Genomic DNA, 26,563 nt, shown 5'->3' on the forward strand with positions numbered 1-26,563 from the left:
CTCAGGCCTTCCAAACCCCTTCGTCATGCCGGCGAACGCCGGAATCCAGGTCCGGCCCCCTCTCCCTGTGGGTTGGCGTGAGGCGAACCGCCCTGTCCGTTATCCCCGCACCGACCGCCGACTTCCGGCTCCCTCTTCCCAGGGAAGAGGCCCGCGGTGAGGGACCCTACTCGTCGTAGTTCCCCGCCCAGGCGCCCTGGGCCATGTACCCGCCGTCGACGCACAGGTATTCGCCGGTGATCAGGCTGGCCTGATCGCTGGCGAGAAACATCGCCGCGTTGGCGATGTCCGCGGGCTGGCCGATGCGACCGATGGGATGCGTGCGCCCCCAGGTTTCCACCATGGCGTCCTCGTCGCCGGCCTCCCGTGCCTGCTGGCGCAGCATGGGCGTATCGATCGAGCCCGGGTTGATGGCCACCACCCGGATGTTCTCCCGCGCATAGTCCAGCGCCATGTTGCGCGTCAGGGAAAGCACCCCGCCTTTCGATGCCGCGTAGGCCGGCACCATCGGTTGCGATTGCAGCCCCTGCACGCTGGCGATGTTGATGACGACGCCCCCGCCGCGCTCGCGCATCGAGGGAATGGCGTATTTCGACATCAGGAAGCAGGCCTTGAGGTTGACGCCGATGATCCGGTCCCAGCCCTCCTCGGTCTCGGCATCGAGCTTGACATAAGAACCCATCGGCTGAATGCCCGCGTTGTTCACCAGCACGTCGACACCGCCGAAGGCCGACACGGCCTGCTCGATGGCCCGCTTGGCGTCCGCGTGACTGCTCACGTCGGCAATCGCGTACTGCGCCGTGCACCCATCGTTTCCCAGGCTGCCGATAAGCGCCGCGGCCGCCGCCTCGTCGATGTCCACCACCGTGACCGACGCGCCGGCCCGCGCGAAGCCCTCGCTCACGCCGCCGCCGATGCCCTGGGCGCCGCCCGTCACCACGACTGATTTCCCGTCGAATGTGCCCACCTGTGCCCGCTCCTTGTGACCCCGCGTGCGGGTCCACGATAGCCCGTGTCGCGCCCGCCTAGAATGCCCGCACGTCCACGCCGGGAGACAGGCTCACGTCCATCATTCCGTCGCTGACCGCCCCACAGCGCATCACGGCGACGCTTTTTGCCGCCCAAGCCGCGTTTTCGGCCGCCGGCATCGCCAGCTTCTCGGTGCTGTCCATCAGCGCGGCGATCCTGGCCGGCAACCCCGCCTATGCGGGAATCCCCGGCGCCGCCATGCTGTTTGGCCGGGCGCTGGCGGCCTATCCCATCGGTTGGCTCATGGATGCCGCTGGGCGTCGGCCCGCGCTTGCGCTTGGCTATTTCACGGGCGTGGCCGGCGCGGTGGTGGGAGCCCTTTCCATCATGGGCGAGTCATACCCGGGGCTGGTTGTCGGAGCCGCAATCTTTGGCATGTCGCGGACGGCCAGCGATCAGTCGCGCTACGTCGCCGCCGAGGTGCATTCGCCGCAGCGCCGCGGGCGCATCATCGGCCGCATCGTCTTCGCCGGCACCATTGGGTCCATCACTGGGCCGCTGATTGTCAAGGCGTCCACGAGCCTGGCCGAGGGCGCCGGGATCGATGAATTCGCCGGGCCGTGGCTGGCCGCCGCCGTACTGGTCGGTGCGGCCGTGGCCCTGGTCCTCACGTTCGTACGACCCGATCCACGCGACATGACCATCGCGTCGCCGCTGGCCGCCGTCACGGCGGGCGGCGGCCTGGACGCGGATGCGCGTCCGTTGCGCGAGATCTTTCGCGCCGTCAACGTCCGGGTGGCCGTGCTCGCCATGCTGGTCGGCCAGCTCGTGATGGTGATGGTGATGACCATCGCGCCCGTGCATCTCCACGATCACGGCCACGTGCCCACCACCATCTCCATTGCCATCGCGGTCCACACCGTGGGCATGTTCGGGCTGGCGGCGCTCACCGGTCGCCTGGTGGACCGCTATGGTCAGATGCCGGTGATCGTGCTTGGCGCGGCCCAGCTGATCGCCGCCAGCGTGCTGACGCCGTTTTCGGCCGACCTGGGCGTGATGCTGCTGGCGATGTTCCTGGTTGGCTACGGCTGGAACATGTGCTTCGTCGCCGGCTCGGCCCTGCTGATCGACGGACTCTCGCCGCACGAGCGTGGCCGAACCCAGGGCGCCGGCGATGCGCTGGCCGCCGTGGCCGCGGCCACCGGCAGCCTGGCGACCGGCCCGGTGTTCAGCGCCGGCGGCATGAGCTGGGTCGGCGTCGCGGCGCTCGCGGGTTCTCTGGTGCTCGTCAGCGTCCTCGCCCGGCGCGGCCTCACGCGGCAGCGAGCGCTCGGGGCTTAGAACCGCCTCCGCTCAGCACAAGGACGATTAGTGGGTCGCAGCCTGCGCCGCTAGCGCAACGTGCGCACGCCGCGCGGCCACCGATAGCGACGCCACTTCTTGCGCGAGTCGTCTTCCTCCACGCGGAAGCGCCGCCGGCGCCGCGGGCGATCGGACCGCCGGTAGGCCACGACGAGATAGATGACGGCCAGGCTGCCGCCGGCGATTGCCGTCCACGCGCTGGGCACGAAATCCGGGTCAGCGACCAGGAAGGCAATACCCGCAGCGCAAAACGGCAAGCTGATGACGGCTGCGGCCTGCCGTCGGCTCATTGGCTGCAGCCACCATGAGGATTCGATGGCTGGGACAGGGGGCGCTGAACTGCTGCTGGCGGGGTGTTCGCCTGCCTCTGCCAAGTCGATTGGCCGGCGGCCCCAGGTTTTCCGGCGCACGAAAAGCAGACCGCGGACCAACATCGACACGCCGGCTCCGGCCAGGATGAACCACATGCCGATCACCAGCGACTGCGTGATGAGCACAGCCGTGCCGAGCGCTACCAGGAAACACGCGGAGGCGGCGCCCAGCCAGCGCGAACGCGGCGGGCCGCGCCGCCTTCTGGGCTCTTCAAACTTCGGGTCACTCAGGGACGGCCCGCCCGGGCCAAGGCTGTCGTGCCACCCGTACGCCATGGGGTCAGAATAGCCGGGGCGCCGTGCCGTCAGGCCGCGTTTGCGCGTGCGTGATGCGCGACTCGCCCCGATCCAGCCGACGACGTCGCCGTAGACTCACCGGCGAGGTTCCTGGGTGAGGCGTTGCATGCGGGTCGTCTGCGTCATCCTGCTCGCGGCGCTGGTGCTGCCGGCCTGCGGCGAGCCGCAGAGCGAGTTCGACCGACTCATCGGGCGATTGTGCGCGCGGTATCAGTCCCCGGAATTCCAAACGGCCATTCTGACCGCGCGGCAAGAGAACGAGATCCTGCGCGATACGGAGTATTGGGCAATCAGAAGCGAATTGGATGCCCTCGGGAAGGGCAGCGCCACTGATTTGGTTACCGGAATGCGGGAGCTCTGCCCGGAGGCCTATTGGGAGTTGCAGTCAGTCACGCAGGGGAGGGACCTGAGCAGCCTCGCCACGCTGGATCGCTTGGCCATGCGCGCCTGCGCGCGCTTGCGGGAGCCGGCGGTGAAGGCCTGGCTGGCCGGCGAGGCGGGCGCGGAAGCGGACGGAGAGTTGGTGGAGGTTTTCCACGCCGGGAGGGATGCGGAGCTCCCCGTATTGCTCGAACCGGAGCTCTGGGTGCATTGTCCCGAGCTGGAGGAACAGATCGAGGCGGCGATTCGGGTCGTGAGCGGAGGTTGGGAGATGATGCGCGCCCGCCTGCAGGCGCGGGAGACGTGCGCGAAGCTGGAGCACGCGCTGGGGCAACGGGAATCGGCGCGGGCCGGGGCCCTGGCGCTGGCCTGGGCGTCGGAGCTGGCGGCCTTGAACAGGGTGGATCGTGTTACGGCGGAGGTAATGCGGGCGGGGCAGCCGCCACTTGATCCTATCGCGGTGCCGGTCCTGCGGCGCGCATTGGAAGAACGCTGCCCGGAGGCGGCCGCGGCGGTGTCGGGCCTGCCGGGGTGAGGGAGTCTCGCCTCGGTGGGAAAATCCTGGGCGTCCTCATGCTGGCTGTGCTGGTGCTGACGGGATGCGGCTTCACCGAGCGAACGTACGACGAATTGGTCGAGCGCTTGTGCGCGCGGCTGGAACAGCTAGGAAATCAGTCGAGCGTCTTGTCCTACGAGCGGCGTGGACAGACCTATGCCTCCTATCTCGGCGACTCCGAACTTCGCGAGATTATCGACGCCCTGGAAGACTTGGCGGATCGTCGCCGCACTCCCAATCACGAGCTGGCGGCGCGCACGAGCTGCCCCGAGGCCTGGTGGCGGTTTGTGTCACTCACGGACGGCGTCGAGCATACGGCCGATATCGAGTTGGATCGCATCGCCGACGGCGTGTGCGAGCGGCTGAGGAACCCGGAGACGGCGGATTGGGTGCGACGCCGATATCGCGCCGAGCCCGACCGCGAGCTGCAGGTGCTCCTGGTCAGGGCGTTGGACCTGGGGCTTGACGAAGAACGTCTCCAGGTCATGCTAAATGCGCACTGCCGAGACATGAGCCTGCTGGCCCTGGTGAGGTGGGCGGTGGCGGACGTCGGCCGAAACACGCGCATGCCGTTCGCTCGGGAACGGGCGCCAGAGACCTGCCGGGCGCTCGAGCAGGCGCTAAGCGAGCCGGAAAGCGCCCGGCCGCGGGTGGTGGCGGAAGTCCTTGAGTCTGAGCGGTGGGAAGCCACCGTGACGACGGAGATGATGCTGATTGCGGTGGCGGCGCGTTGCCCGGACACGGCCGCGGTCATTGACGCGCTTCTGGAATAAGGCGCGCCTTGGGGGATCGACCCTGGAACGCTCTACCGAACGCCCGCTGGATCTGGGATTGGCCCGGAATCCTGCTCCGCAAACCGATTGGGCGTGGCGACATTACGCACTAACCACCGCCACTCGCGGTGGTTTCGGAGTCAGACTCCGAATTCGGTGGCCGGTCGGACCGCCAGATGATGCCGAGGTCCTCGTCCAACGTGGCGATGAAGGGCTCTTGCGTGCTGCGGATGAAACCGGCGGCTACGCGAGGATTCTGCGACGAGTCGTTCAACGAAAACCCGGGGCTGCCTTGCGAAAAGCTCAGATTGGCGCGCACTGTGCCCTGGGAATCGTAGAGCTCGAACGCGGAACCCTGCGGCGTATGCGCCACGCTGGTCCGCAGGGTGCCGGATTCGTCGAACAGCCCCAGCACTCCACCATCGGCGCTGATGCCGAGTGCCGTCCTTGGAATCCCCTGCTCGTCCTGCAAAACGAGCCTGGTGGTGTCGGCCGTGTCGCTCAAGTGCGCGCGCACGGTGCCCTCGGCGTCGGCGAGTTCAAGCGTTGGCCCAGGACCTACGAAGCCCAGGGCGGCGCGGATGGTGCCCGTCTCATCGGAGAAACCCATGACCGATCCATCGTCCGAGACTCCTAGGGATACGCTGAAGCTGTCCTGCGCGTCGAAGAGGAAGAGTGACGAGGCTTCATCACTGCTCTCGAGGACGGAACGAACCTGGCCGCGAGGCCCAAAGAACGACAGGGATGTCTCGAAGGGATTGACCATGAACGCGGCGCGCTGCTCCTCCTCATCGCCCCTCAGGATGACTCCGACCTGGTCCAGATTGGTGAGACCAAAGTCCCCCCGCGCGTTGCCGGCGGCATCGTGGAGCCTGAGGATCGGACCGGTCGGACCGGCGCTCAGCTTCGCGCGCGGGAAGTCTTCCCTATCGGCCAGCACGACTTCGGGAGAGTCATCGCGGACGCCGACGAGCAAGCGCCGGTCGCCCTCTTGATCCCAGAATCGGAGGAAGCCATCGCCGTTTCCGGAGGCGGAGCTGAGCGCAAGCGCCGTCCGGGGGCGCCCCTCGAGGTCGACCATTTCCAGGTGGGGAAGGCCATTCGCGTTGAGCTTCAGCGTGGCGCGGGCGGAACTCGCGGCCAGTCCCGGACCGTTGACCGTAAGCTCCGGCCCGGTGTTCGTCACGCCGATGAACACCTGAGACTCGCCGCTCACATCCGAAACTCGCAATGACGGCCCGGCTTCGTCCATCTGCAGGACGGCGCGTTCGTGGCCGATGTCGTCCACGAGACGGAAGCGGCGGGCGCTGAGCACGGGTTGAACCGCATCAAGCGAGATGGGCGCGTCTTCCAGGGCAAGCACGCGCGGCTCCAGGGCTGCCGCTGCGGCTTCGAGCCGGTCGACTCGCGCGGTGGCGTCGGCAAGCTCCTGCTGCAACCCCACGACTAGCAGGAAGGCGACCGCTGCGAAGGCGATGGCGCCAAGCGGCACGGCCACTAATCCGAAGAGCTGAAGGCGGCGTTTCATCGGTGAACTCCCTCGTTGACGACTTGAGTCTGGTGAGCGGAGCCCGCGCGGGCCCCGGAGCGTCCAGTGTCGCCTGGAACGTACCCTACGGTTCCGACCGCGGTCGCGGTGGCGAGCAATTGCTCACCCAGACGGAGACCCTTGCGGAAACCGGTCGGGGCGGGACTGTGATGCGCCCGTCCGGCTTGACTCCAGCCGCGAATCGAGTTCGGGGCAGGCCCTCCGCCGGCATGACGCAGGGATGACGCAAAGGTCTCCAGACTCGGGTAATTGAGTCGGCGGACGGTTCCCTACATCCGCAGGCGGTCGATCAGCTCCTCATCCAACTCGAATCGCTCGTCGGCGGCCTTGAAGAGATTGGACGAGTACATCGGGCGTCCGTCGCTGCCTTGCCGCGGCCCATGGATCAACCAGGCAATGGAGCCCTCGCTCTTCAGGACCTGCACGGCGGGATAGAGGTCACCGTCGCCGGCGACGAGCGCGACGTGTTGCACGTGCCGTTTGCTGGCGAGCAGCGCCATGTCAAGGCCCAGCAGCAAATCGACCTGCTTCTGCTCGAAGACCGGGTTCCCCCACTCGTCGATGCCGCTCTTGCGGAGATACCCCAACCGCACCTCGAAGCGCGGCAGATAGCGCAGCGCGTCCTCGAAGCGCCGGGAATTCGAATACCGGTCCATTTCCTCCGGCGTTGGGGGGTCGCTCTGATACGGACGGCAGTTGTAGTAGTACGTCCGCAGGACCTCGACCGGATCCGGGCTGTTGTCCTCGATGTGATTCTGAATCTCGTCGACCAGCTTCGTCAGATCGATCCGAACTCCGCCAAACTCGTACTTGAGGACCGACTCCAGGTACGCGCCATCGATAAAAATCGCCAAGCGGGCCATGGGACATGCTCCGTCCATGAAAGGGTTGGGCCTAAGGCCCTCGCCGGTCGATAACCACACGACGTGCGGCGACATTTTCGCTCTGCCGGACCCGGGTCCGCGCCGCGATGCGCGAACCAATCGTCGTTTCCAAGCTGTCGGGCGGATCAACAGATCCGACCCCGCACCGCTTGCGCGGGTGGAATGGCGTTCAGCCGTGCACGCCCAGCCTCAGGGTCGCCGCACTTCAGCCGATATGACTGTAAGCATAGCCACTGTCGCTCGGAAAACCGTGGACGGCGTGCCTCGGTACAAGAGCCGGCGGGCGCGACGGTTTGCCACCCGAGTCAACCTCCGATCGGCGGTGGCGTCTCGCGAAGCGCTCGGCGAAACACCCGATACGCGCGGTATCTCCGCCTGTGTGAGGCTTGGTGGGTATCGGAACAGCCGCGATCGAGGCTTTGATGCGGATTGGCATGGTCACCCTGTGCTCGCTGCGAGGGCAGCGGGACGCAAACCTGGAGAAGATCGAGGCCTTCGCCGAGCAGGCGGCCGCCGCCGGCTGCGACCTGGTGCTCTTCCCCGAATTCTCCGTGCATGGTCCCTGGGTGACCTATGACGCGGACGCCGACCTCGACGACCTGGAGACGCGATCCGAGCCGATTCCCGGTCCCTCGACCGAGCGGCTCGTGCGCATTGCCGCGCGGTTCGAACTGGCAATCGGCGCCGGCATTGCCGAACGCGGGCTCGCGCAAAAGCCGTTCAATGCGTACGTCATCGTTGATGGCGACGGCGTGCGGCACGTCCAGCGCAAGCTGCAACCGACCACCAGCGAGATGGACTTCTATCGAGGCGGCGGCGACGCCATGGCGCCGTTTCAGCTTGGCGAGACGTCGATTGGCGTCACCATCTGCGCCGACAACGAGTCGCCGGCCATCCACGACACGCTCGTGGGTCTCGGCGCTCGCGTCATCATCGAGCCGCACTTCGACTGCATCAAGGATTTCCAGGATGCCGGGGCGTCATGGGACGAAATTCTGAATTTCAACCAGCGCGACACGCTCAAGCGCCGTGCCGAGGACCTGGCCGAACGGCTGGGGGTGTTTGCGCTCTACCTCGACGCCAAGGACCCGCGCGACGACTTCAACGAGCGCCCGGATTGGCCGCACCGGGTCACCGGCAGGGCCGCCGTCTTCGCCCCGGGCGGCGATCTGCTGGCGGCCAACGCCGGCAACGAGGAATCGCTGCTGGTTGTCGATATCCGGTAGGGGCGGGTCTCAGACCCGCCCGCTCGGACACACCGGACGGGCCGGTTGGAAACCGGCCCCTACCGGGGCGTGATCGTGAGACCGTAGGCTGCGGTTATGTTGGCTCTGGCGATCTGATTGTCCGTGGAAGGCCAATCGAGGTGGCCGCGGCGCCGGTCGCCACGGCTTCGTGGTTGTGACTATGCGACGCCGGGCGCGTACTTCATTACGGTCTGCACGCACAACCGCGACGTGCTGTTTGGCCGGATCGCCGCTGACCGCATGGTGTTGAACCGGACGGGCGAGGCCGTGGCGGCATGCTGGGTGGATCTGCCCAAGCACTACGAGCACGACCTTCTGGATGTGTTCGTCGTCATGCCAAACCATATACATGGCATCGTGACCCTCGGCGACGCCCCGACGACGGTAGGGGCGGGTCTCCGACCCGCCCGTTGCAATGGCGGGAATGCCCGCAGGCGTTGGCGATCGCGGACGGGCCGGTTGGAAACCGGCCCCTACCGGGGGCGGAAATCCCGGGTGGGCCGCCTAGCTAATCACGTTCTTGTTCGAAAACGTGATTTCCTCGCTGGTGATGAACTCCAGCAGCGCCGTGTGGCCGTCCTCCGTGGCGCGTCTGGCCCGCTCCAGGGCCGGGCCGACATCGTCCGGCTCGTCCACGCGTTCGGCCCACGCCCCCATGGCCGCCGCCATGTCAGCGTAGTCGCCGCCGATGTCTCGTGTGCGGTACTTCTCGTGCGAGAGCGGCAGATGGCGGGCCTCGATGGCCATCGATGAGTTGTTGAGCACGATGGTCAGAATCGGGATCTTGCAACGCACGGCCGTCTCGATGTCGAGCCCGGTCATCCCGAAGGCGGCGTCGCCCATGTAGTTGACGACGAACTTGTCGGGGGCCGCGAGCTTCGCGCCCAGGCTCAGGCCCAGGCCCGTGCCCAGCCCGTGGGACTTGCCCCAGCCGAGATACGTCCGCGGTCCGCCGGCCTGGTAGAACGGCATGATCTGATCGCGCGGGCTCCCCGAGTCGTGCGTCACGATCGCTTCGTCCGGGTCGACCCGCTGCATGAACTCCCAGATAACCCGATACGGATTGATCGGCTTCGCGTTTGCGGACAGCTTCGGCATCCACTCGCTCAGCCAGCCGCGGCGCAGCTGCTCGATCTCGTCGGCCGGCGCTCCATCGCGGGTATTTGAGCTCCCGCCCAAGAGATCGCGACACGCTTCCGTGAGCCCACGCAGCGCCAGCCGCGCGTCGCCCACGGCCGCCACGTCGACGTCGTAGTCCTTCGCGATGTCGCGCGGGTTGTTGGTCAACTGAACGATGGTTGTCCCGGCCGGAACGGGCATCGACATGATGTGCTTGGTGAAGCTGGTGCCGATCCCGCACACGAGGTCCGCCTGCTGCACGAAGTGCCGCGCGGCCTCGTTCATCACCCCGGAAACGCTGCCCAGGGCCAGCGGGTGCGTCTCGGGAAACGCGCTCTTGCCGGCCATGGTCGTCGCCACGGGCGCGCCGAGCAGCTCCGCGAGCTCGATCAGCTCGCGGCTCGCGCCCGCATAGAGCGCGCCCTGTCCGGCGAGCAGCACCGGATGCCGGGCGTCGAGCAAGGCCTGTGCGGCGCGAATGACGTCGTCCGGATTCGGGGCCGCGACCACGGGTCGCACCGGTCGATAGCTTGCCGGAATGGCGTCGTCGACCTCGGCCTCGGCCACGTCCGCCGGTATTTCGACCATGACGGGTCCACCGGGACCCATTCGCAGCGCGGCAAACGCCCGCCGCATCCTGTCCGCCACGTCCTCAGGCGCGTTCAGGCGCTGGATGGACGTCGTGATCGGGGCATAGGCCCGCACCGAGCTGAACAAGGGGGCCACACCCTCACGGTCCCCCGGCTGGCCCAGCGGCAGCACCAGAATCGGCGACGCGTCGGTGAATGCCGTCGCGATGCCGGAGAAGGCGTTCTCGGCGCCCGGTCCGTACTGCATCGCGAACACGCCGGGCGGATTGCCGTTGGTGACCCGCGAATACCCGTCGGCGATGTCAACGCCCACGCGTTCCTGCCGGCAGATCACCGGGCGGATGCCAACCTCGGCCACCGCTTCGATCACGGGCGTGGTGGGATAGGCGCTGAGGAACTCGATGCCCTCGGCCTGCAGGATGTGGGCAATCGCGAGCGTGGTTTTCATTCGGGGACCTTACGTCGGCACGAGGCAGCCGACGCGTACGCTACCACCGATTTCACACCGGCCACGTGCGCACTGGGATGCTGGAAAGCCGTTCGGGCGCGCCGTCGGTCACCAGCACCGCGTCTTCGATCTTCGCCCCGCCGGTTCCCGGCCGACCCAGGATGGTCTCGAACACCACCACCATGCCGGGCTGGATCACGTCGGTTGAATCGAGCTGAATCTCCGGCAGCTCGTGGACCCAGCAGCCGATGCCGTGGCCCAGCATGCCCGGCGGATGGTCCGGGGTCGGGCGATACAGGCAGTCGCCGAGCCCATTCGCTTCCGCCACGCGCATCCCGGCGCGCGCCACGTCGGCCGCGGCCGTTCCCGGGCGCAGGTCGTCCAGCATCGCTTCGTACATCTGGGCCGTGGCCTCCATGATGTGCCCGACCTCCGGCGACGGGCGGCCGACGGTGGTGACCCGCGAGAGATCGCCGCGGTAGCCGCGATACATCGCCCCGCAGTCCACCTGGACCTGGTCGCCCGCCTGCAGGCTGCGGTCCGTTCGCATGCCCATGCCGTGCGCGACGCTCGCCCCGCTGTAGATCTGCGGGTTGTAGTAGAGGCCGTCGGCCCCCGCCCGCATGAGCGCCTCGTAGACGGCGATTTGGAGCGACCGCTCGTTCACTCCCTCTTGGACGCCGTCCAGAAATGCCCGCCCGCCGTGATCGTTGATCGACATGCAGGTGCGAATCACCTCGATCTCGGCCGGACTCTTGATCTGCGCCACCTCCATGACCAGGCGGGTGGCGTCCACGATCTCGCATTGTGGGTGAGCCGCCTTCAGGCCCAAATAGACCGGAGCGGGCAGATAATCGAAGCCCGCCACGCCGATCCGCGATGCCGTGCGCGGCAGCAGCTCCGGCAGGCTCGACTCGAACTTGTAGGAAATCACCACGTCGTCGACCCACGTCCGCGAGTCCGGATCGTCCCAGAACCCATTCGTCACCAAGACGGCGTCGGGCCGCCCGCCGGGGATCAATAGGAAATACGACACGTCGTGCAGGCCGAGGTCGGGCTCGTAGCCGCCGAGATAGGCCACGGGCCCTTGGCTGTTGCGAACCGAGTACGCCACCAGCGCGTCCAACCCGGCATCGCGCATGCGCGCGGTTACGGCGGCGGCGCGGCGCTCGAATTCAGCTTTGGAGAAGGCCAGCGGATAGCTCACCGAGGGCTCCCCATCTTACGCGTCGGTGCATCGTACGCGCCGACGTGAGTTGGCCGCGGTCGCGAGCGAGCCCTGAGCGGTGCTATTCGATGGCGTGCACGCGCTCCAAGACCAGGTGCGCGGTCTGCTGGACGCCGCCGAGCTCGAAGGGCGGCGTCCGCAGCCGCAGGCGATCGCCCTCAAGCTGATAGAAGCGCTCTTGGTCCGCGCCGCACCAATTCGGAAAGTGGCTGAGCTCGATGTGGTGGACGACGCGATCGGGGTGCACGGTGTAGCGACCGCAGTAGGAGACGTAAGTCTTCATGGCCCGCGCGTACTCGTCGGGCGTGCCTGCGAGACGGTCCTCGGACGCCAGGTTCGGCCGATTGGCGCCCATGATCGTCACCGACATGTAGCCCTCCGGGGTATAGATCAGGTATCCGCTGACGCGCTCCCCATACGGCAGCCGAGTCGCTCCGGACTCCGAGCGCGACTCGTACGACACGAGCCGCCACACCCCAACGATCGACGACTCCGTCATGCGTCGGCGCCCGCTTGCTGATCGGCGCGACTACTTATGTCCGCGCGCCGCTTTCCACGCGGGGAAGCCCTGCATGTTGTCGTCAGTAGGCGGATACACGTCGACGGTGGAGGCGCCGCCCTCGATCAATTCCAGGACGAACTCCTCCTTGAGATCCATTTCCACACCCTCCGCGGCGACTTCCGCGGCAACAATCGGCGGCACAACGGCCGCGCCGTTCGCGTCGCACACGATCCAATCGCCCGGCACAACCGTGCACCCGGCGCAGCGAACCGGCACGTCGTGTCCTATGGGCACCAGGTCGCGCATGTGCGCCGCGCCGTGAATGCCCCGCACGAACACCGGCATCTCCAGTTGCCCGATAGCCTCGGGGTCTCTTACCGCCCCATCCACCACGAACGCCGCACCGCCGCGCTTGGCGACTCGCGTGAGCAGGATGTCGCCCAGCACCCCGGCGCCCAGCTCGCCGCCGGCCTCTGCCACCAGCACCTCGCCGGGCTCGACCGACTCGATCGCCAGACGCTGCGGGTTTTGCGACAAGTCCTCCGGATAGAGATCGGGCCGGTGGGGTGTGTAGCGCAGCGTGCGCGCCCGGCCAACCGCCCGCACGGACGAACCGACCGGGTGCAGCCCGCTGAAATAGACGTTGCGATATCCACGCTGCTGCAGGAGGTGGGTAAGCGTGGCCGTGGACGTGGCGGACAGCAGCTTCTTGACTTCCGAGTCGGGCAAGTTCGTCATGACGGGTGCTCCCTCAGCGAATCTCAACGTGGCTGGCGCCGGCGTCGATGGTGATGTCTAGGCGGTTGGTGGCGCGATCAAAATTGGGCGAAATGTAAACGTCGTCGGACGCTTGCGGAAATCGGCCCTCGTCAATCTGCACGCTGGAAAGCCCGGCGTCGATTTCAATCCGAGCCGCCACTCCGCCGGGCACGGTGATCCGCAGGCTGGCCGCGCCGACCTCGATACTGGCTTCGGTCTTCCGGGCGGCAGCAGGCATCACCAGGTCAATCTCGGCCGCACCGGCCTCAATCTGTAGGTTTCGAAGGCTGAGGTCGCGAAGGTCCAGGTCGATGTCCGCGGCGCCGGCCTCCATGCGGATATCGGTGGGGATCTGCGGCGTGAGATGCAGCGTCCAGTTTTCGGACGGAACCTGCCCGGGAATGAATGAGAATTCCCAACCGGGCGAATTCCTAAGCTTGACGACGCTTCGACCGCCGGATTGACGCGATTCGCTGATCGAGTAAGTGTTGTCGATCGCGCGCGATTCCAGCTCACCGGCGAGCAGTAGCTCGGGCGGCGCCTCGGCGTCGAGCGTCAGCGACCCTGCCCCTACGTTCACTTCGAGTCGCGCCGCGGTGGCTTCGCCAAGGTTCACGGCGATGGCTTCGCGGTGCAGGACCGGTCCCTGGCCGGCGGCCGCCAGACCCCACGCCGCGCCGAATCCGGCGACCAGCACAACCAGAAACGCCGTCGATCCCAGCCAGACCCGCACGCGTGAGAGCGCCAGGCCGGCGCCCACCGCCACCAGCGCAACCGGCCACAAGGACCAGGCGACGGGCCAAAAGTGGTCGGGAAGGACGTCGAAATTCCATAGCAGAGCGACGATCCCGACCAGGATCAGCGCCCCGGCGAAGCCAAATCCGCGTTGGTCCACGCTTGCCTAGCGCCGCTGGTTGAAGATCAAAAGACCGCCAATCGCGATCAAGAGCAATGGCCAGAGTCGCCAGGCGTCAAACCAACCAAACTGGCTCATGAGCGCAGCGGCGCCGATGATGATCAAAGCCGAGCCCACCACAAGCGCGGCGCCGTTGGTGGCGGCGACGTGCCGGGCTGGCGTGCTCGGCTGGCTGCCCTCTGCCTGCTGCGCCGAGGCGTCATCCGGAGCTTCGACGGCGTCGTCCAGCTGTGGCGCGGTCGGCATGACGATCGCCAGGGCCAAATACACGAGCAGCCCCACGCCGCTGGAGAGGAACACGGCCACGACCCAGAGCATGCGGACGATCACCGGGTCCACGCGCAGATACTCCGCCATGCCGCCGGCGACGCCGGTGAGCATGCGATCGACCTGGCTCCGGTAGAGGCGTTGGGTCATGGGGCGTCCTTTGTCAGTGGCGGCCCGGTTCGCAGGAAACAGTTTAGAACTGCCATCGCACGACCGCCCGACGGAAGGTCGAGGGCGCTGCGACAATACGGCCGGCGCGGAGGCGGGTGAAGGAGCGTGGGAAATGTTGCGACTCACACTGGTGGCGTTGCTGCTGGTTGTTGTGGCGGTGGGATGCGGCGAAGCCGAACCCGAGGGATCCAAGACCTACGCGGCCTATCCGGCCATGGACATTCCCGCCGGTGAGCCCTGGGTGATCGTCACCACCAGTCTCGGGCGCATGACGTTTACGCTGTTCGCCGAAGAGGCGCCGTTGGCCGTCAACAGCTTCCTGTTCCTGGCGAACGAGGGCTATTTCGATGGCGTGACCTTCCACCGGCTGATCCCGGGCTTCATGGTGCAGGGCGGTGATCCCACCGGCACGGGGACGGGAGGCCCGGGCTACTCCTTCGAGATCGAGCCGCCGCAGCGGCCCTACGTCCGGGGCGGGCTGGCTATGGCGAACAAGGGCCCGGGCACGTCCAACGGGTCGCAGTTCTTCATCATCCTGGACGATCTCACGGCGCAGGACCGGCTGTCGCCGGACTTCACGCTCTTTGGGCAGATCAAGGAAGGGCACCAGGCATCGTTCGACACGCTGGCCAAGATCGAGGCGGTGCCGGTCGGGACGGCCGCGGACGGTGAGTCGTCGGCGCCGCGGCAGGAGATCACGATTTCGGCGATGAAGACCGGCGTGACGCTCAACTGCTCCGGCGAGGGAGCGATCGGGTTCACCTGCAAGCCGTAAGGCCTCGCTGTTGACGTGGCGTGCTCGGCCGCTGGCGCTGGAGTTCGGCACTGACGTGATCTGACCCCGGAGAAAGGTAAGAGGCGGCTCGCGAACCGCACCTGGCATTGCCCGTCCACCGCATGACCCGCGTGCGACAAAGCCTTGAACGCGCTGCGACAATGCGGCCGGCGCGGAGGCGGGTGAAGGAGCGTGGGAAATGTTGCGACTCGCACTGGTGGCGTTGCTGCTGGTTGTTGTGATGGTGGGATGCGGCGAAGCCGAACCCGAGGGACCCAAGACCTACGCGGCCTATCCGGCCATGGACATTCCCGCCGGTGAGCCCTGGGTGATCGTCACCACCAGCCTGGGGCGCATGACCTTCACGCTATTCGCTGAAGAGGCGCCGCTGGCCGTCAACAGCTTCCTGTTCCTGGCGAACGAGGGCTATTTCGACGGCGTGACCTTCCACCGGCTGATCCCGGGCTTCATGGTGCAGGGCGGCGATCCCACCGGCACGGGGACGGGAGGCCCGGGCTACTCCTTCGAGATCGAGCCGCCGCAGCGGCCCTACGTCCGGGGCGGGCTGGCTATGGCGAACAAGGGCCCGGGCACGTCCAACGGGTCGCAGTTCTTCATCATCCTGGACGATCTCACGGCGCAGGACCGGCTGTCGCCGGACTTCACGCTCTTTGGGCAGATCAAGGAAGGGCACCAGGCATCGTTCGACACGCTGGCCAAGATCGAGGCGGTGCCGGTCGGGACGGCCGCGGACGGCGAGTCGTCGGCGCCGCAGCAGGAGATCACGATTTCGGCGATGAAAACCGGCGTGACGCTCAACTGCTCGGGTGACGGGTCAACCGCGGCTGGATTCAACTGCCGGCCCTGAGCGTCGCAGCGAGGGGCGGGTTTCGAACCCGCCCCGGCGCACTCTCAGCGCACGAACCAGCGGATCGCGTGGCGCGACTCGCTGTCCTGAAAGCGCAGCGTGTAGGGATTGCACAGGCGGCGGATCACGCGGCCGTCACTGCGCAATATCAACCAGCCGAAGTCCCAGGCCCGGGTCGCGTACCGCAGCGGCATTGACGCCCGGACTCTCGGCAGCGGGTGCGTCCCGCCGATGAAGAGCCGTTGCTCCGTGTAGTAGTAGCTCGATCCGACCTGGACGAAGACCTCGTGGTCGACGGCGTCCGATTCAGGTCCGGCTAGGTCCGCACACAGCCCCCGAATCGCGGCCTTCACCTCGCCACCGGCGCCGCAAACGTCGCCCAGCGCCTCCGCCGATCCGTGCGCCATCTCGCCGGCGGCATCGTGCGCCAGAACCTCGGTCCAGTCGTCCCGCACCAGGAAGTCGAAGTGCTCGAAGTCGTAGATGAAGGTGCTGCTCGGGGCGTTGGTGTCGGCATCCCAGCTGTCCAGCACGTGATACTTGGGCATGTCCGGGTGGCTGTCGATCGGCGCCGCGCCGGTCGCGCCGGCGCTGGCCGCCCCGTCGAGATGCGGTCGCGCGATGGCCTGCGTCCCGTCCTGGTTGTAGAGAAAGAACGACATCGACGGCCGCGGGCCAAAGGCGTCCGGCAGGCTCACCGGCTGCCTGAGCGTCATGATGCCCGCCGTCCAGTGGTCCTCGATCAGAAACGTCGTCCGAAACTCGGCCAGCTCGCGCACGATCTCCGGGTTGTCGGACGACGTATCCACATGCTCGTTGTGCCGGAACTCCGTGCCGATGTGAAGGTCGGCGCCCCGCCGGATCGCGTCGGCCAGCGCCTCGAAGCCACCCTCGCGCACTCGCCGCTCGGAGTCGAGCGCCAGCGCCCGCCGCAGCCCGCCCCGCGCACTGCCGGGGGATTGCTCTGCGCCCATCGGGTCACCCTTCTCCGCTTGCCGGATGTGAGGCCGCGAGCCTACACAACCCGAGCCGATGGGGAGAGGCGCGTGAGCCGTCCCAACGAGCGCGTCGGTTTGCTCATACCGTCCAGTCGATTCGCCGTCCAATCGCGCGACCGAACAAATGTGGGACCCAGCGAGAAAACGCCAGCAACGGGCGCGCCAGCAGGGGCACCGGCGGATGCCCATGCTCTGCTCGTCGACGTTCCTCGTCGGTCCAAAGGTCCACGTATAGGCCGTAGGTAGCCGTGATGAGGAATGGCCGCACGATCTTGATGACCACCCACACGAGCGAGGGCAGCATCGCCTTGAACACCGCCCGCGTCCCGTCCGCTTCGTCCAGCGTGAAGGCCAGTGTCGTCAGCACAACCGCCAGCGGCACCGCCGTAGGCGCCGACGACACGATGAACGTGCCGAACACGATGGGGAAGCGGCGTCCGCTCATCCGCCACGACTCGATGGTCGCCAGCGTGGCCGGCAGGTTGCCATGCACCGCGAAGAACGGCGCCAGGAGCGTGCGCGAGTGGATGTAGAGGGCGGCGACGCCAATCAGCACCACCCAGGCCGCCGTCAGGGCCAAGCCCGCCCCGCCTCCGACCGGCGCCTCGTTTCGCTGCCACTCGAACAGATTCAACAGCACGAGGATCGGCGCCCAGAAGATGACCGTGGTGTGCACGTTGGTCCAGAGATAGCGCAGCAGCCACCAGAGCCCCTGCCGCATGGCGTTGATGAAGCCCAGGTTGACGCCGTGGAACCCAGCCGCCACGGCCGTCATCACCACGACCGGCGCGGCGGATGCCGAGATGGCGTTGAGCACGTACAACAGCGCCGATCGGCCGAATCCCTCCGGAATGTCCGATGCCGTCACGTAGGCGGCGACCGCCGCCGGCGCCGCAAAGGCGCTCAGAATCTGGACGTACAACCAGGGGGTTGCCCCCAGGACGCGCAGTCCCCGGCGTGTGTAGTCCAGGGATCCGGTCCAGGTTGCGCTGAGGGTGGACATGCGTCAGCCGATCACGCCGGCCGGGTGCTGATCGGGACTCGAATCCATGCCAACCGTCACCACGGGCTACGCCAAAGGGCCTCATTCCACGCACGATTTTGGCATAGCTGCTCAGGCCGAAATGCCATCGCGGTTACTGCCCGGTTGCGACTGGCTCGGCGATGCCTGGGAGCGCCGCGGCACAACCGGCCAGCCGCTTCAGGCGACCAAGGCAGATATGCTGCGAAAGCCGTTGTGGACTCGAATCGCCTTCCCGCACGACGCCTCATGCCCGATTCACCCATCCAAGCCGTGTTCTTCGACCTCGACGGCACCATGCTCGACCACGACGCGGCCACTCGCGCCGGAGCGCTAGGGATGTTCAGCAGGTACCGAGACCGGCTGACCGGTTCCGACGAGCATCTCCTCCAGCGCTGGGAAAAACTGACGGAACTTCACTTCGATCGCTACCTGCGGGGCGAAACCTCTTATGCGGGCCAGCGGCGGTGGCGGATTCGAGGCTTGTTCGACGTCACACCAAGCGAAATGTCCGACGCCGAAGCCGACGAGGTCTTTTCCGTCTACCGCCGTGCCTATGAAGTGAACTGGGAGCTGTTCCCCGACGTCGTCGACACGCTGGAGGCGTTGCGCAGCTTCCGCCTTGGCGTCATCACCAACGGAGGGTCCGTGCACCAGCGCCAAAAGCTCGAAGGGGTTGGCATCTTGGACCGCTTCGCGGCAGTCGTGGCTTCAGAGGACGAAGGAGTGGCGAAACCCGACTCCGAAATCTTCAAGGTGGCCTGCCAGGCTGTAGGTGCGCCGCCGTCGGCGTGTGTGCACGTGGGCGATCGCTTGGCCGTGGACGCGATCGGGGCCCGCGACGCGGGGCTCACGGGTGTTTGGCTCGACCGACACGATTCGGGTTCTAGACCGCCGGGCGTCATACGAATAACCCGCCTGACCGAACTGCCGGCGCTGATCTTGGAGTCCTAACGCCCGTCACCTCATGTTGCCGCGCACCATTCGAACCAAACGGCTGACCCTGCGACCGCACCGGTCGGATGACTTCGAGGCGATGTGCCGGTATATGACGGCCTTCGCGAGTTCCGAGGACTCTTCCGCGTCGCGCGGAGTCGACCCCGAAGCGGCCGCGCGGGACTGGCTAGAGCGCGCTCAGCGGTATGACTGGCGCACCGAGCCTCACTGGGGCGTGTGGTGCGACGAGGAGCTCATGGGTGGCGTGAGCCTGCGAATCGATGAAGCGAACCGCCGCGCTGAGATCGCCTACGAGGTCGCTAGCGCGCACCGGAATCGCGGCGTTGCAACCGAGGCCGTCCGAGCGGTCATCGAGTCTGCATTCGCTGCCGAACCGGATTTGAACCGCATCACGGCCAGGGCAGACGCGCGCAACCAGCCGTCAATCCGTGTCCTGCACAAGCTGCGCATGCGCTATGAGGGCACATTGCGCGAGCACTTGGCAGCCTCCGGCACCTCCGCGGACGAGGTGCGATACGGGCTCCTGCGGCGCGAATTCGAACGCTCCCCGCGGGCACGCGCCGTTCCCTGGCGCGGCTGGCCGCGCATGGGGATCGATCCGATCCGACTATGGGATCTCCAGCTTGCGGATCTCGTGCACCTGAACACCTACTTCGTCAACACGTTTCTGGGAGACGAACGCGGCAACCCGGGACTTTTGCGCGAGTTTGGGGATCGCCTGTATGCGGCGCTGATGCCGCTGCCTGACGTGGTCGAGCACTTCTCCCAGGCGTCTCCCGCGTTCAGTGCCGGACTGCGCGAGGCGCGGGTAGATGCGTTGGAGCTGTCACCCGAGGAGCTGCGATCCACGCAAGAGGCGGTCCTGCAACGCTGCGCCTGGAACCTGGGCATGGCCAAGTCGCCGTCAACGTGGGATGCGCTGCCGTGGAGCTATTGGGACCCTCGCGAGATTCACGACCGTGTGGACGTCCGCGATCGCGTGGTCCTGGATATTGGCGCGGGCACCGGCCAAGCCACCCTGCGGTGCGCGCCGTACGCCGAGCGGGTGTTCGCGCTGGAGCCTGTCGCCGTGCTGCGTGCATATACCGAGCGGAAGCTGGCCGCGCTCGGATTTCACAACGTCACCACATTGGACGGACTTCTGGAGCGGGTACCGCTGGCGGACGACGCGGTGGACGTGGCGATCCTGACCAATGGGTCGTTCGGTTGGAAGCCGGATGACGAGCTGCGCGAGATCGATCGTGTAGTGAGGCCCGGCGGGACTGCGCTCATGTTGGCGCCGTGCCGACCGAGCGATTCGGACATCTTGGACGGAATCCGTCGCGCGGGCTACGAAGCGTTCGACCTCGAGATGCCGACAATGGGGACGTTCCCGGGCTTCATCAAGCGGTTCGGCTAGTGTTTGCCGTCCGTTGAACCGTCTCGACCACGCGTCCGCGTTGCGCTCGGCCATACCGGTTGATCGCAATGCCAAGCATGCGTGGTGCCAAGGCCTCCGAATCCTGCAACGCCATGACCGCAATTCCTGATCCTTCACCGTACGAGCGGCACGACTCGCTGACGGTTGCGACCTACGACCACCTCGAAATCGTTCACAACCTTGCAGATACCGACTTCTACGTTGACCTTGCATGCCGGTCGGGTGGACCGGTTCTGGAACTGGGGTGTGGAACTGGCGAGGTCCTGTTGCCGATTGCCCGTGCCGGCGTCGAGGTTGTGGGGCTCGATTCCGCGTCGCCAATGCTCGACCGCTGCCACGCCAAGCTAGCCCGTGAATCCGGGAGGGTTCGGCGGCACGTGCAGCTGGTCCACGCCGACATGCGGCGATTCGACCTCGATCGGTCGTTCAACCTCGCAATCGTCCCATTCGGCGGGTTCATGCATCTCCTCACGCGAGACGATCAAACAACGTGCCTCCGCAAGGTCATCGATCACCTCGGGCCTGGTGCCCGACTTGCCATTGACATACCCAGTCGCCAACCGCGCTGTTTTGCCGAGCCTGGGCCTGCGGACTGGCGACTGGACGACGACCTGATATCACTCTCGGACGGCCGGCAAGTCGCACGGTTTTCCCGGTCCGTTGTCCGGGACAAAGGGCAGCAGGTGTTCGACTTCGAAGTCGCATTCGAGGTTATCGGTCAGGACGGCCGTTCGAATCGCGCGGTGGAACGCATGCCGTTGCGGTATACGTCCCCCGCGGAGATTGAGCAGCTTCTCCGCGGCGTAGGGCTGGAATTCGAACACGTCTATGGCGGGTTCGATCACCAGGCATTCGACGCTTGCCGCTCAGCCGATTTCGTCGTCATCGCCCGCTCGGTGCATAGTTGAGGTCGAGGAGTTTAGGAGGCCGGTCGGCAGCCCCCGAGCACCGGCATCAATACCGGTCCGGCCAGAAGCAGTAGCCGTCATTGCGTGGGAAAAGCCCCGCCAGCACATCGTCGGCCGCGCCAGTCGCGCGCGCCTGGCCCATGTCCCGAAGCTCACTAAACGTCCGGTAGCCGAACAGGAGCTGGACGAGACCGAGCCGATCTATCGACAGCTCGGCGGGCGGCGCCGAGCCGCCAAGCGCAAACCGCCCATCGCCGATATCGGTCTTCACGTGGAGCACCTCTGGAACCGGCAAATCGCTGGCGGCTGCCTGAGCGGTGAGTGTCGGCGTGCGCCTCTCCAGCACGGCGCCCAGGTCAACGATGCACGCCATGTAGCCGGCGTTGTCCGGGCGTGTCACCACGGGCGTGCCGCCGCATCGGGTCAGCAGCGGGCCCAGCCCCGTGTCTGGAGGCAGACAAGCCAGCAGGCCTGTCGCGCCGCGCGCTCTGGCCACCTCGGCCAAACCGCCGGCCAGGGCTAATCCGGCGGCGTTATCTCCCGCCACCGCTTCCGACACCACCAGGCAATCGTCCGTCAGCTCGGTGTCGACCACCGCGTAAGCCGCCGGACGTCCCCGCGCGTCACGACTCACCAAGGCTTGCGTCTTTCGGAACCAATCCGAGCCCTGTCTGGGACCTCGCCACGCGCCTTCGCTTCGGACGACCGAGCCGTCGAGCGACCCGTAGGCCGCGTTGCACACCCGGGCGATCGCATCCCAGTCCGAGGTCTGGATGTCTTCGAGCGAAGCGGTTGGACCGTCCGTCTCGAGGGCGTCGAGTTCGATCCGGATTTCGTACTCCGGGCAGACCGTGGCGTAGCCGAAGCGGTGATAGAAGTCCGGAATCCCGAACAACGTGCTGATCGCGTAGCCCCGCTCAGCCGCATACCGCTCGCACATCTCCATCAGGCGCCGCGCATAGCCCTTCATGCGATGCGGCTCGGGCGTCCCCACACCGGCGACGCCGGCGCTGCGAAGCTCCTCGCCCCACGCCCGCACCGTGACGTCGACGACCCAGAGTTGGCTGACCAACTCCCCGTCCGCGTCGAGCCACAGGTGGTCGACGATCTCCTTGGACACCCAGCCGGCGGCCTCGCCGGCATCGTTGAGCGTCACCGGCACGCGCTCGACGAACTCCTTGAGCGCCGTGCCATCATCATCCACGCCGACGGGGTTCGAGCTGGCGCCCGGCGTCATTTCACCTCGAGATTCCGTCGCTTCGCCACTGTTCATGCCGCGGAGCATAGCCGTCTACGTGTGCCACCATGCCGCCGCGCCGACGGTTGAGGACTCCGCTATGTTGAAGGGCATCGACCCGCTCCTGGGGCCGGATTTGCTGCGCGTGCTCGCGGCAATGGGGCACGGCGACGAGGTCGTGATCGCCGATGCCAACTTTCCGGCCGAAGCCAGCGCCCGTCGTCTGGTGCGCCTCGACGGCGTCGACGCCGCGCGCGCCGCCCAGGCGATCTTGTCGGTGCTGCCGCTCGATGAGTACGTGGACGCTCCGGCTGCGGTCATGGCGGTGGTCGGCGACCCGGATGCCGAGTTGCCCATCGTGGACGAGTTCCGCCGCATCGCCGAGGCGGCCCACGGCGCGCCGGTGAGGCTCGAGCGAGTTGAGCGCTTCGCCTTCTACGAGCGGGCGCGGCAGGCCTTCGCGATCGTGGCCACCGGCGAGCGGCGACCCTACGGCAATTTGATCCTGACCAAGGGTGTGCTGTAGCCGGACAGGCTCAGTTCACTCGACGCAATCCGGCATGCAGTTCCATCCGTGACGGCTGGCCTGACATGACGGTTGGCGATACCATCCGCGAATTGGAGATGGCCTGCTGAGCCTCCAGGAGCCTGCCACCGAGTGATTGTGACTGGGCCGCGCGTACCGGCCGGGCGGTACAGATCGGACGGGCCTTCCCAATTGCCGGATGACGCTATTTCGATCAATCACCCACCAAACAGCCTCACGGGATGACAAAGGAGAACTGCCGTATGTTGACCATGTCGAGAAGGTCCGTCATGGCAATTGCGCTGATCGCCGTCATTCTCGGGGCGGCCTGTTCTGAGACCGAAGCGGTTGCGGAGAAAGAGCCTATCGTCTTTAGCGACCTGAACTGGACTAGTGCGCAGTTTCAGAATCGCGTCGCCCAATACATCGTCGAAAAGGGCTATGGCTATCCCACCGAGGTGGTGTTCGGCGCCACGTTGCCGCTGTTGCAGGGACTGCGCCGAGGCGACACCCAGGTCACCATGGAGATCTGGCTGCCGAACCAGGAGGATGCCTGGGTGGAGGCTCTGGCAGCGGGCGACGTCGAATTGGTCGGCGAAAGCCTCGGCCGAGACTGGCAGTCGGCGTTCGTGATCCCTGCATACCTTCAGGAGCAATACCCTGAGTTGGACAGTGTCGAGGATCTGAAAGACGAAAAGTACAAGGCGCTGTTCGCCACGGTCGAAACCCGCGGCAAAGCGCGCCTCGTATCGTGCGTCATAGGCTGGGTATGTGAGGAAATAAACGCCGAGCAGATCGAGGCCTACGGACTTTCCGACCACGTCCATATCGTGAATCCGGGAGACGGAGCCGCGGCGAACGCCGATCTCTACGGCGCATATGAACGAAGGGAACCGTGGCTCGGCTACCAGTGGGGAACGAACGATCCCGCGGCCGAGCTCGACTTGGTCCGATTGAAGGAGCCCGCATACAGCGATGAATGCTGGGCTACGACCAAGGCTTGCGCCTACCGTGAGGCAACGATATCCATTGCCGTGCATCGAGATATTCCCGGTAGGGCGCCGGAAATAATCGAGATGCTCCGGGCCTGGAATCTGAATCTTGAGAGCTACAAAGAAGTCGGCAAATGGCGGCTTGAGAATAGGGATGCGAGTATCAACGAAACAGCCCTCTGGTGGCTGAAGAGCAACGTGAGCGTATGGTCGGGCTGGGTTACGCCCGAGGCCGCCGAAGCCATCAAGTCCGCGCTCGACGCCAATGAAATTCCCGACGGCTGGCCAACTGAATAGCCAGGTCGACGCCGCCCGCTGAACCTCTAAACCAGCAGCGGCGCCAGAAACTGCTGGGCCAGCAGCAATCCCTTGAGCGCGTCGTGCGTGGGATCGGTCCTGGCGCTCCAGAACGGGTCCTCGTGCTCGACGACCAGCGGACCGTCGTAGCCGATCTCCAGTAGCGCGGTGATGTAGGCGGGCCAGTCGATCACGCCGAATCCCGGAATCCGAAAGCGATAGGTTCCCTGGCCGATCCGCCCGCGCTCGACGCCGATGACGCCGAACCGGTAGCGCGCCTCCGGCAGGATTTCGGTGTCCTTGGCGTGCGCGTGGTAGATGCGTGAGCCGAACTCCCGCGCCGCGCGCAAATAGTCGATGCCCAGCCAGGCCAGGTGCGACGGATCGAAGCACAGCCCCAGCGCCTCGTGCGGGACGGCGTGGAAGATTGCCTCCCAATGCGCCGGGGCATAGGCCAGGTTGCGGCCGCCGTCGGCCCAGTTCTCCATCACCAGACGCACGCCAACCCGTTGCGCGTGATCCAGCACCGGCGCCACGCCCTCGGCGAAGAGGCGCACGTTGGCGTCGAACCCCAGGTCCGGCGCCATCTGGTGCCCCAGCCAGGCTATTGAGATGTGCTCGGCGGCGGCGTAGTCCAGCGCCTTTCGGGCCTCGGCCGCTTGCTCGGTCCGTGTCGCCGCGTCGGTGGCGATGGGCTGGCAAACCATGCCCGTGGTGGACGTCGGTTCCAGGCCGTGGCGCTCGCAGATGGCGCGGGCGTCGGGCTGGAACAGCGGCACGTCGATGGCCTGATAGCCGTTCGCCGCGCCCCAGCGCACGAACTCCTCAAACTCGATCGGCGGAAAGTGCCCGTTGTGGAAATAGCCGAGCTTCACGGCGCCCTCGTTCTAGCCCAGAGGTGCGCGATTGTGGGCAGTGCCGCGGGCGATGTCCATGTCGCGATCGCGCCAGCGCAGTTGAGCTATGCGGTCCACGAGTGGTGAGTCTGTGGCCGTGTGGCTCGGGGAGATGTGCCTATCCCCTTCGGTAGCCTGCGGTTGCAGGACCTGGTGTGGGACTCATGAGGAGAGCACGTGAAACCGAATTCGCTCTCGGCGCGCCAGGCGAGTCAGATTCTTGGCGGCGTCGGTGTGTCGGGGCCGATAGGCATCGAGCTGGTTCACGAGCGCAATCACGTCTGGCGACTGGTCTGCCAAGCCGGATCGTTCTTTCTGAAGACACATACAAAGTCCTGGTATGCGGCGCATGGCGACTCGCACGCCTTTCCCGTCATCCACGAGTCTGGCGCCTGGCGATGTCTCGGGGCGCACCGACTCGCAACGCCGGAGGTCGTCGCAGCGGAGATGGGTACTGCCAACCCACTGGGACGACCGTTCCTATTGACGCGCGAGCTGGCCGGGCAGTCGCTGGGCGCCGTTCTGCGAGAGCGCCCTGCATTCAGCGCACCGCTCAGAGCCGTCGGCGACTACCTGCGACGGATGCACGCGATTGCGTTCACGTTTCCTGGCTATGTCTCCAGCGAGCGGGGGCCAACCTCGCCCCTGCAGCCTGGCAAGTGGCGGCACCGCTGCTGGACAGTCGAATCGCGACAGAAACATGCCCGGGACACGCTTGAGGCAGAGGCCGGCGGGCTCTCTGTGGATGTGCGTGGGCGCATGGAACGGGCAATCGACTCCATGCCCGACCGCCTGAGGTCAAGCTACGAGCCGCCCCGCTTCGTCCATGGGGATTGCCACGCCAACACGTTCTTTCTCGTCGAGGACGGCGACGAATGGCATGTCACCGGGACCGTCGATATGGAAGTGGCATCAGCAGGCGACGCTGGTGAGGACCTCATGAAGCTGTGCGTCGAGCTCGCCGCGCTGTTGCCGGCATCCGACCGCTGGTGGGAGGCCTTGTTTGACGGCTATGGCGCCACGCCGGAGTTTGACCACATCAAGCTTCGGCTACTTGGAATGGAGCCTACGGAGTTCGCGTGGATCGACGGGTGGCCAAAGCGCTGGAATGATGTTGCCCAACACATTTTTGACGCCAGATCGTGGAAGCAACTGTTAGATCTGGGATAGCCGCGCCGAGGCGACCGCTCTTTTCCCGCACTTCATTATAGCCCCGGTTTTCCGAATCCTCGGCGGGAATCGGCACTGACGGCGGCGGCGATTGCCGTCACAGTGTTGG

General features: G+C 66.4%; 27 protein-coding genes. 12 read left to right on the forward strand and 15 right to left on the reverse strand.

The features are described 5' to 3' along the window. Nucleotides 1-166: 166 nt before the first annotated feature. Together OXG33_06240 and OXG33_06245 are read right to left on the reverse strand one after the other, a co-directional pair. Complete coding sequence (locus OXG33_06240) at nucleotides 167-967, reverse strand: glucose 1-dehydrogenase (GenBank protein ID MCY4113522.1); 801 nt, start codon at nucleotides 965-967, stop codon at nucleotides 167-169. Between the two features lie 58 nt (nucleotides 968-1,025). Then, complete coding sequence (locus OXG33_06245; protein ID MCY4113523.1) at nucleotides 1,026-1,172, reverse strand: hypothetical protein; 147 nt, start codon at nucleotides 1,170-1,172, stop codon at nucleotides 1,026-1,028. Between OXG33_06245 and OXG33_06250 the strand changes: the two genes are divergently transcribed. After that, nucleotides 1,162-2,310 carry an MFS transporter gene (locus tag OXG33_06250; protein ID MCY4113524.1) on the forward strand — a complete coding sequence of 383 codons (1,149 nt, stop codon included), beginning with the start codon at nucleotides 1,162-1,164 and terminating at the stop codon, nucleotides 2,308-2,310. The genes OXG33_06245 and OXG33_06250 overlap by 11 nt on opposite strands. A gap of 50 nt (nucleotides 2,311-2,360) precedes the next feature. Here OXG33_06250 and OXG33_06255 read toward each other — a convergent pair whose 3' ends face one another. Further along, nucleotides 2,361-2,621 (reverse strand): hypothetical protein, encoded by a 261-nt coding sequence (locus OXG33_06255; GenBank protein MCY4113525.1) that lies wholly within the window; start codon nucleotides 2,619-2,621, stop codon nucleotides 2,361-2,363. Nucleotides 2,622-3,105: 484 nt separating this feature from the next. On the opposite strand from OXG33_06255, the gene OXG33_06260 reads away from it, so the two are divergent. Next, on the forward strand, nucleotides 3,106-3,915 hold the full coding sequence (locus OXG33_06260; GenBank protein MCY4113526.1) for a hypothetical protein: 810 nt from the start codon (nucleotides 3,106-3,108) through the stop codon (nucleotides 3,913-3,915). A gap of 38 nt (nucleotides 3,916-3,953) precedes the next feature. Then, nucleotides 3,954-4,709, forward strand: coding sequence for a hypothetical protein (locus tag OXG33_06265; protein ID MCY4113527.1), 756 nt, complete (start codon nucleotides 3,954-3,956; stop codon nucleotides 4,707-4,709). A 109-nt stretch (nucleotides 4,710-4,818) separates the two neighbouring features. Here OXG33_06265 and OXG33_06270 read toward each other — a convergent pair whose 3' ends face one another. After that, on the reverse strand, nucleotides 4,819-6,237 hold the full coding sequence (locus tag OXG33_06270) for a hypothetical protein (GenBank protein ID MCY4113528.1): 1,419 nt from the start codon (nucleotides 6,235-6,237) through the stop codon (nucleotides 4,819-4,821). 290 nt (nucleotides 6,238-6,527) lie between these two features. Further along, nucleotides 6,528-7,121, reverse strand: a complete 594-nt coding sequence (locus OXG33_06275; protein MCY4113529.1) for an NYN domain-containing protein — start codon at nucleotides 7,119-7,121, stop codon at nucleotides 6,528-6,530. Between the two features lie 443 nt (nucleotides 7,122-7,564). Between OXG33_06275 and OXG33_06280 the strand changes: the two genes are divergently transcribed. Then, on the forward strand, nucleotides 7,565-8,368 hold the full coding sequence (locus OXG33_06280) for a hypothetical protein (protein ID MCY4113530.1): 804 nt from the start codon (nucleotides 7,565-7,567) through the stop codon (nucleotides 8,366-8,368). Between the two features lie 525 nt (nucleotides 8,369-8,893). On the opposite strand, the gene OXG33_06285 is transcribed toward OXG33_06280, so the two are convergent. The 6 genes from OXG33_06285 to OXG33_06310 all read right to left on the reverse strand — a co-directional run bounded on the left by OXG33_06285 (nucleotide 8,894) and on the right by OXG33_06310 (nucleotide 14,368). Continuing rightward, nucleotides 8,894-10,546: a thiamine pyrophosphate-requiring protein gene (locus OXG33_06285; protein MCY4113531.1), complete on the reverse strand. Its 1,653-nt coding sequence runs from the start codon at nucleotides 10,544-10,546 to the stop codon at nucleotides 8,894-8,896. 52 nt (nucleotides 10,547-10,598) lie between these two features. Beyond that, nucleotides 10,599-11,753, reverse strand: a complete 1,155-nt coding sequence (locus tag OXG33_06290) for a Xaa-Pro peptidase family protein (GenBank protein ID MCY4113532.1) — start codon at nucleotides 11,751-11,753, stop codon at nucleotides 10,599-10,601. Between the two features lie 82 nt (nucleotides 11,754-11,835). Beyond that, nucleotides 11,836-12,273: a lipocalin-like domain-containing protein gene (locus OXG33_06295; GenBank protein MCY4113533.1), complete on the reverse strand. Its 438-nt coding sequence runs from the start codon at nucleotides 12,271-12,273 to the stop codon at nucleotides 11,836-11,838. A gap of 30 nt (nucleotides 12,274-12,303) precedes the next feature. Next, a complete protein-coding gene (locus tag OXG33_06300; GenBank protein MCY4113534.1) occupies nucleotides 12,304-13,014 on the reverse strand; it encodes a hypothetical protein in 711 nt (236 codons plus the stop codon). A gap of 13 nt (nucleotides 13,015-13,027) precedes the next feature. Beyond that, nucleotides 13,028-13,930: a toast rack family protein gene (locus tag OXG33_06305; GenBank protein ID MCY4113535.1), complete on the reverse strand. Its 903-nt coding sequence runs from the start codon at nucleotides 13,928-13,930 to the stop codon at nucleotides 13,028-13,030. A gap of 6 nt (nucleotides 13,931-13,936) precedes the next feature. Continuing rightward, nucleotides 13,937-14,368 carry a PspC domain-containing protein gene (locus tag OXG33_06310; GenBank protein MCY4113536.1) on the reverse strand — a complete coding sequence of 144 codons (432 nt, stop codon included), beginning with the start codon at nucleotides 14,366-14,368 and terminating at the stop codon, nucleotides 13,937-13,939. A gap of 133 nt (nucleotides 14,369-14,501) precedes the next feature. Here OXG33_06310 and OXG33_06315 point away from each other — a divergent pair, with 133 nt between their 5' ends. After that, nucleotides 14,502-15,164 (forward strand): peptidylprolyl isomerase, encoded by a 663-nt coding sequence (locus OXG33_06315; GenBank protein MCY4113537.1) that lies wholly within the window; start codon nucleotides 14,502-14,504, stop codon nucleotides 15,162-15,164. A gap of 301 nt (nucleotides 15,165-15,465) precedes the next feature. Further along, on the forward strand, nucleotides 15,466-16,032 hold the full coding sequence (locus OXG33_06320) for a peptidylprolyl isomerase (GenBank protein ID MCY4113538.1): 567 nt from the start codon (nucleotides 15,466-15,468) through the stop codon (nucleotides 16,030-16,032). Nucleotides 16,033-16,076: 44 nt separating this feature from the next. Here OXG33_06320 and OXG33_06325 read toward each other — a convergent pair whose 3' ends face one another. Further along, the gene (locus OXG33_06325) at nucleotides 16,077-17,006 is read right to left on the reverse strand and encodes a hypothetical protein (protein MCY4113539.1); all 930 of its coding nucleotides are present in this window, start codon (nucleotides 17,004-17,006) and stop codon (nucleotides 16,077-16,079) included. A 103-nt stretch (nucleotides 17,007-17,109) separates the two neighbouring features. Continuing rightward, the gene (locus OXG33_06330; GenBank protein MCY4113540.1) at nucleotides 17,110-18,033 is read right to left on the reverse strand and encodes a hypothetical protein; all 924 of its coding nucleotides are present in this window, start codon (nucleotides 18,031-18,033) and stop codon (nucleotides 17,110-17,112) included. Nucleotides 18,034-18,300: 267 nt separating this feature from the next. Here OXG33_06330 and OXG33_06335 point away from each other — a divergent pair, with 267 nt between their 5' ends. From OXG33_06335 to OXG33_06345, 3 genes are all read left to right on the forward strand, one after another. Continuing rightward, a complete protein-coding gene (locus OXG33_06335; protein ID MCY4113541.1) occupies nucleotides 18,301-19,005 on the forward strand; it encodes an HAD family hydrolase in 705 nt (234 codons plus the stop codon). 13 nt (nucleotides 19,006-19,018) lie between these two features. Further along, complete coding sequence (locus tag OXG33_06340; protein ID MCY4113542.1) at nucleotides 19,019-20,407, forward strand: GNAT family N-acetyltransferase; 1,389 nt, start codon at nucleotides 19,019-19,021, stop codon at nucleotides 20,405-20,407. A gap of 113 nt (nucleotides 20,408-20,520) precedes the next feature. Next, nucleotides 20,521-21,336, forward strand: coding sequence for a class I SAM-dependent methyltransferase (locus OXG33_06345; protein MCY4113543.1), 816 nt, complete (start codon nucleotides 20,521-20,523; stop codon nucleotides 21,334-21,336). Between the two features lie 46 nt (nucleotides 21,337-21,382). Here the strand turns inward: OXG33_06345 and OXG33_06350 are convergent, their stop codons facing one another. Beyond that, the gene (locus tag OXG33_06350) at nucleotides 21,383-22,573 is read right to left on the reverse strand and encodes a GNAT family N-acetyltransferase (protein MCY4113544.1); all 1,191 of its coding nucleotides are present in this window, start codon (nucleotides 22,571-22,573) and stop codon (nucleotides 21,383-21,385) included. A 100-nt stretch (nucleotides 22,574-22,673) separates the two neighbouring features. Between OXG33_06350 and OXG33_06355 the strand changes: the two genes are divergently transcribed. Together OXG33_06355 and OXG33_06360 are read left to right on the forward strand one after the other, a co-directional pair. Beyond that, nucleotides 22,674-23,099: a ribose ABC transporter gene (locus OXG33_06355; GenBank protein MCY4113545.1), complete on the forward strand. Its 426-nt coding sequence runs from the start codon at nucleotides 22,674-22,676 to the stop codon at nucleotides 23,097-23,099. Between the two features lie 290 nt (nucleotides 23,100-23,389). Then, nucleotides 23,390-24,388, forward strand: coding sequence for a hypothetical protein (locus OXG33_06360; protein MCY4113546.1), 999 nt, complete (start codon nucleotides 23,390-23,392; stop codon nucleotides 24,386-24,388). Between the two features lie 26 nt (nucleotides 24,389-24,414). Here OXG33_06360 and OXG33_06365 read toward each other — a convergent pair whose 3' ends face one another. Further along, entirely contained in the window at nucleotides 24,415-25,263 is an 849-nt protein-coding gene (locus OXG33_06365) for a sugar phosphate isomerase/epimerase (protein ID MCY4113547.1), read from the reverse strand. A 255-nt stretch (nucleotides 25,264-25,518) separates the two neighbouring features. On the opposite strand from OXG33_06365, the gene OXG33_06370 reads away from it, so the two are divergent. Next, nucleotides 25,519-26,454, forward strand: a complete 936-nt coding sequence (locus OXG33_06370; GenBank protein ID MCY4113548.1) for an aminoglycoside phosphotransferase family protein — start codon at nucleotides 25,519-25,521, stop codon at nucleotides 26,452-26,454. The last annotated feature ends 109 nt before the right edge of the window (nucleotides 26,455-26,563 follow it).

The organism is Chloroflexota bacterium, from assembly GCA_026708035.1.
Classification (GTDB): domain Bacteria; phylum Chloroflexota; class UBA11872; order UBA11872; family UBA11872; genus JAJECS01.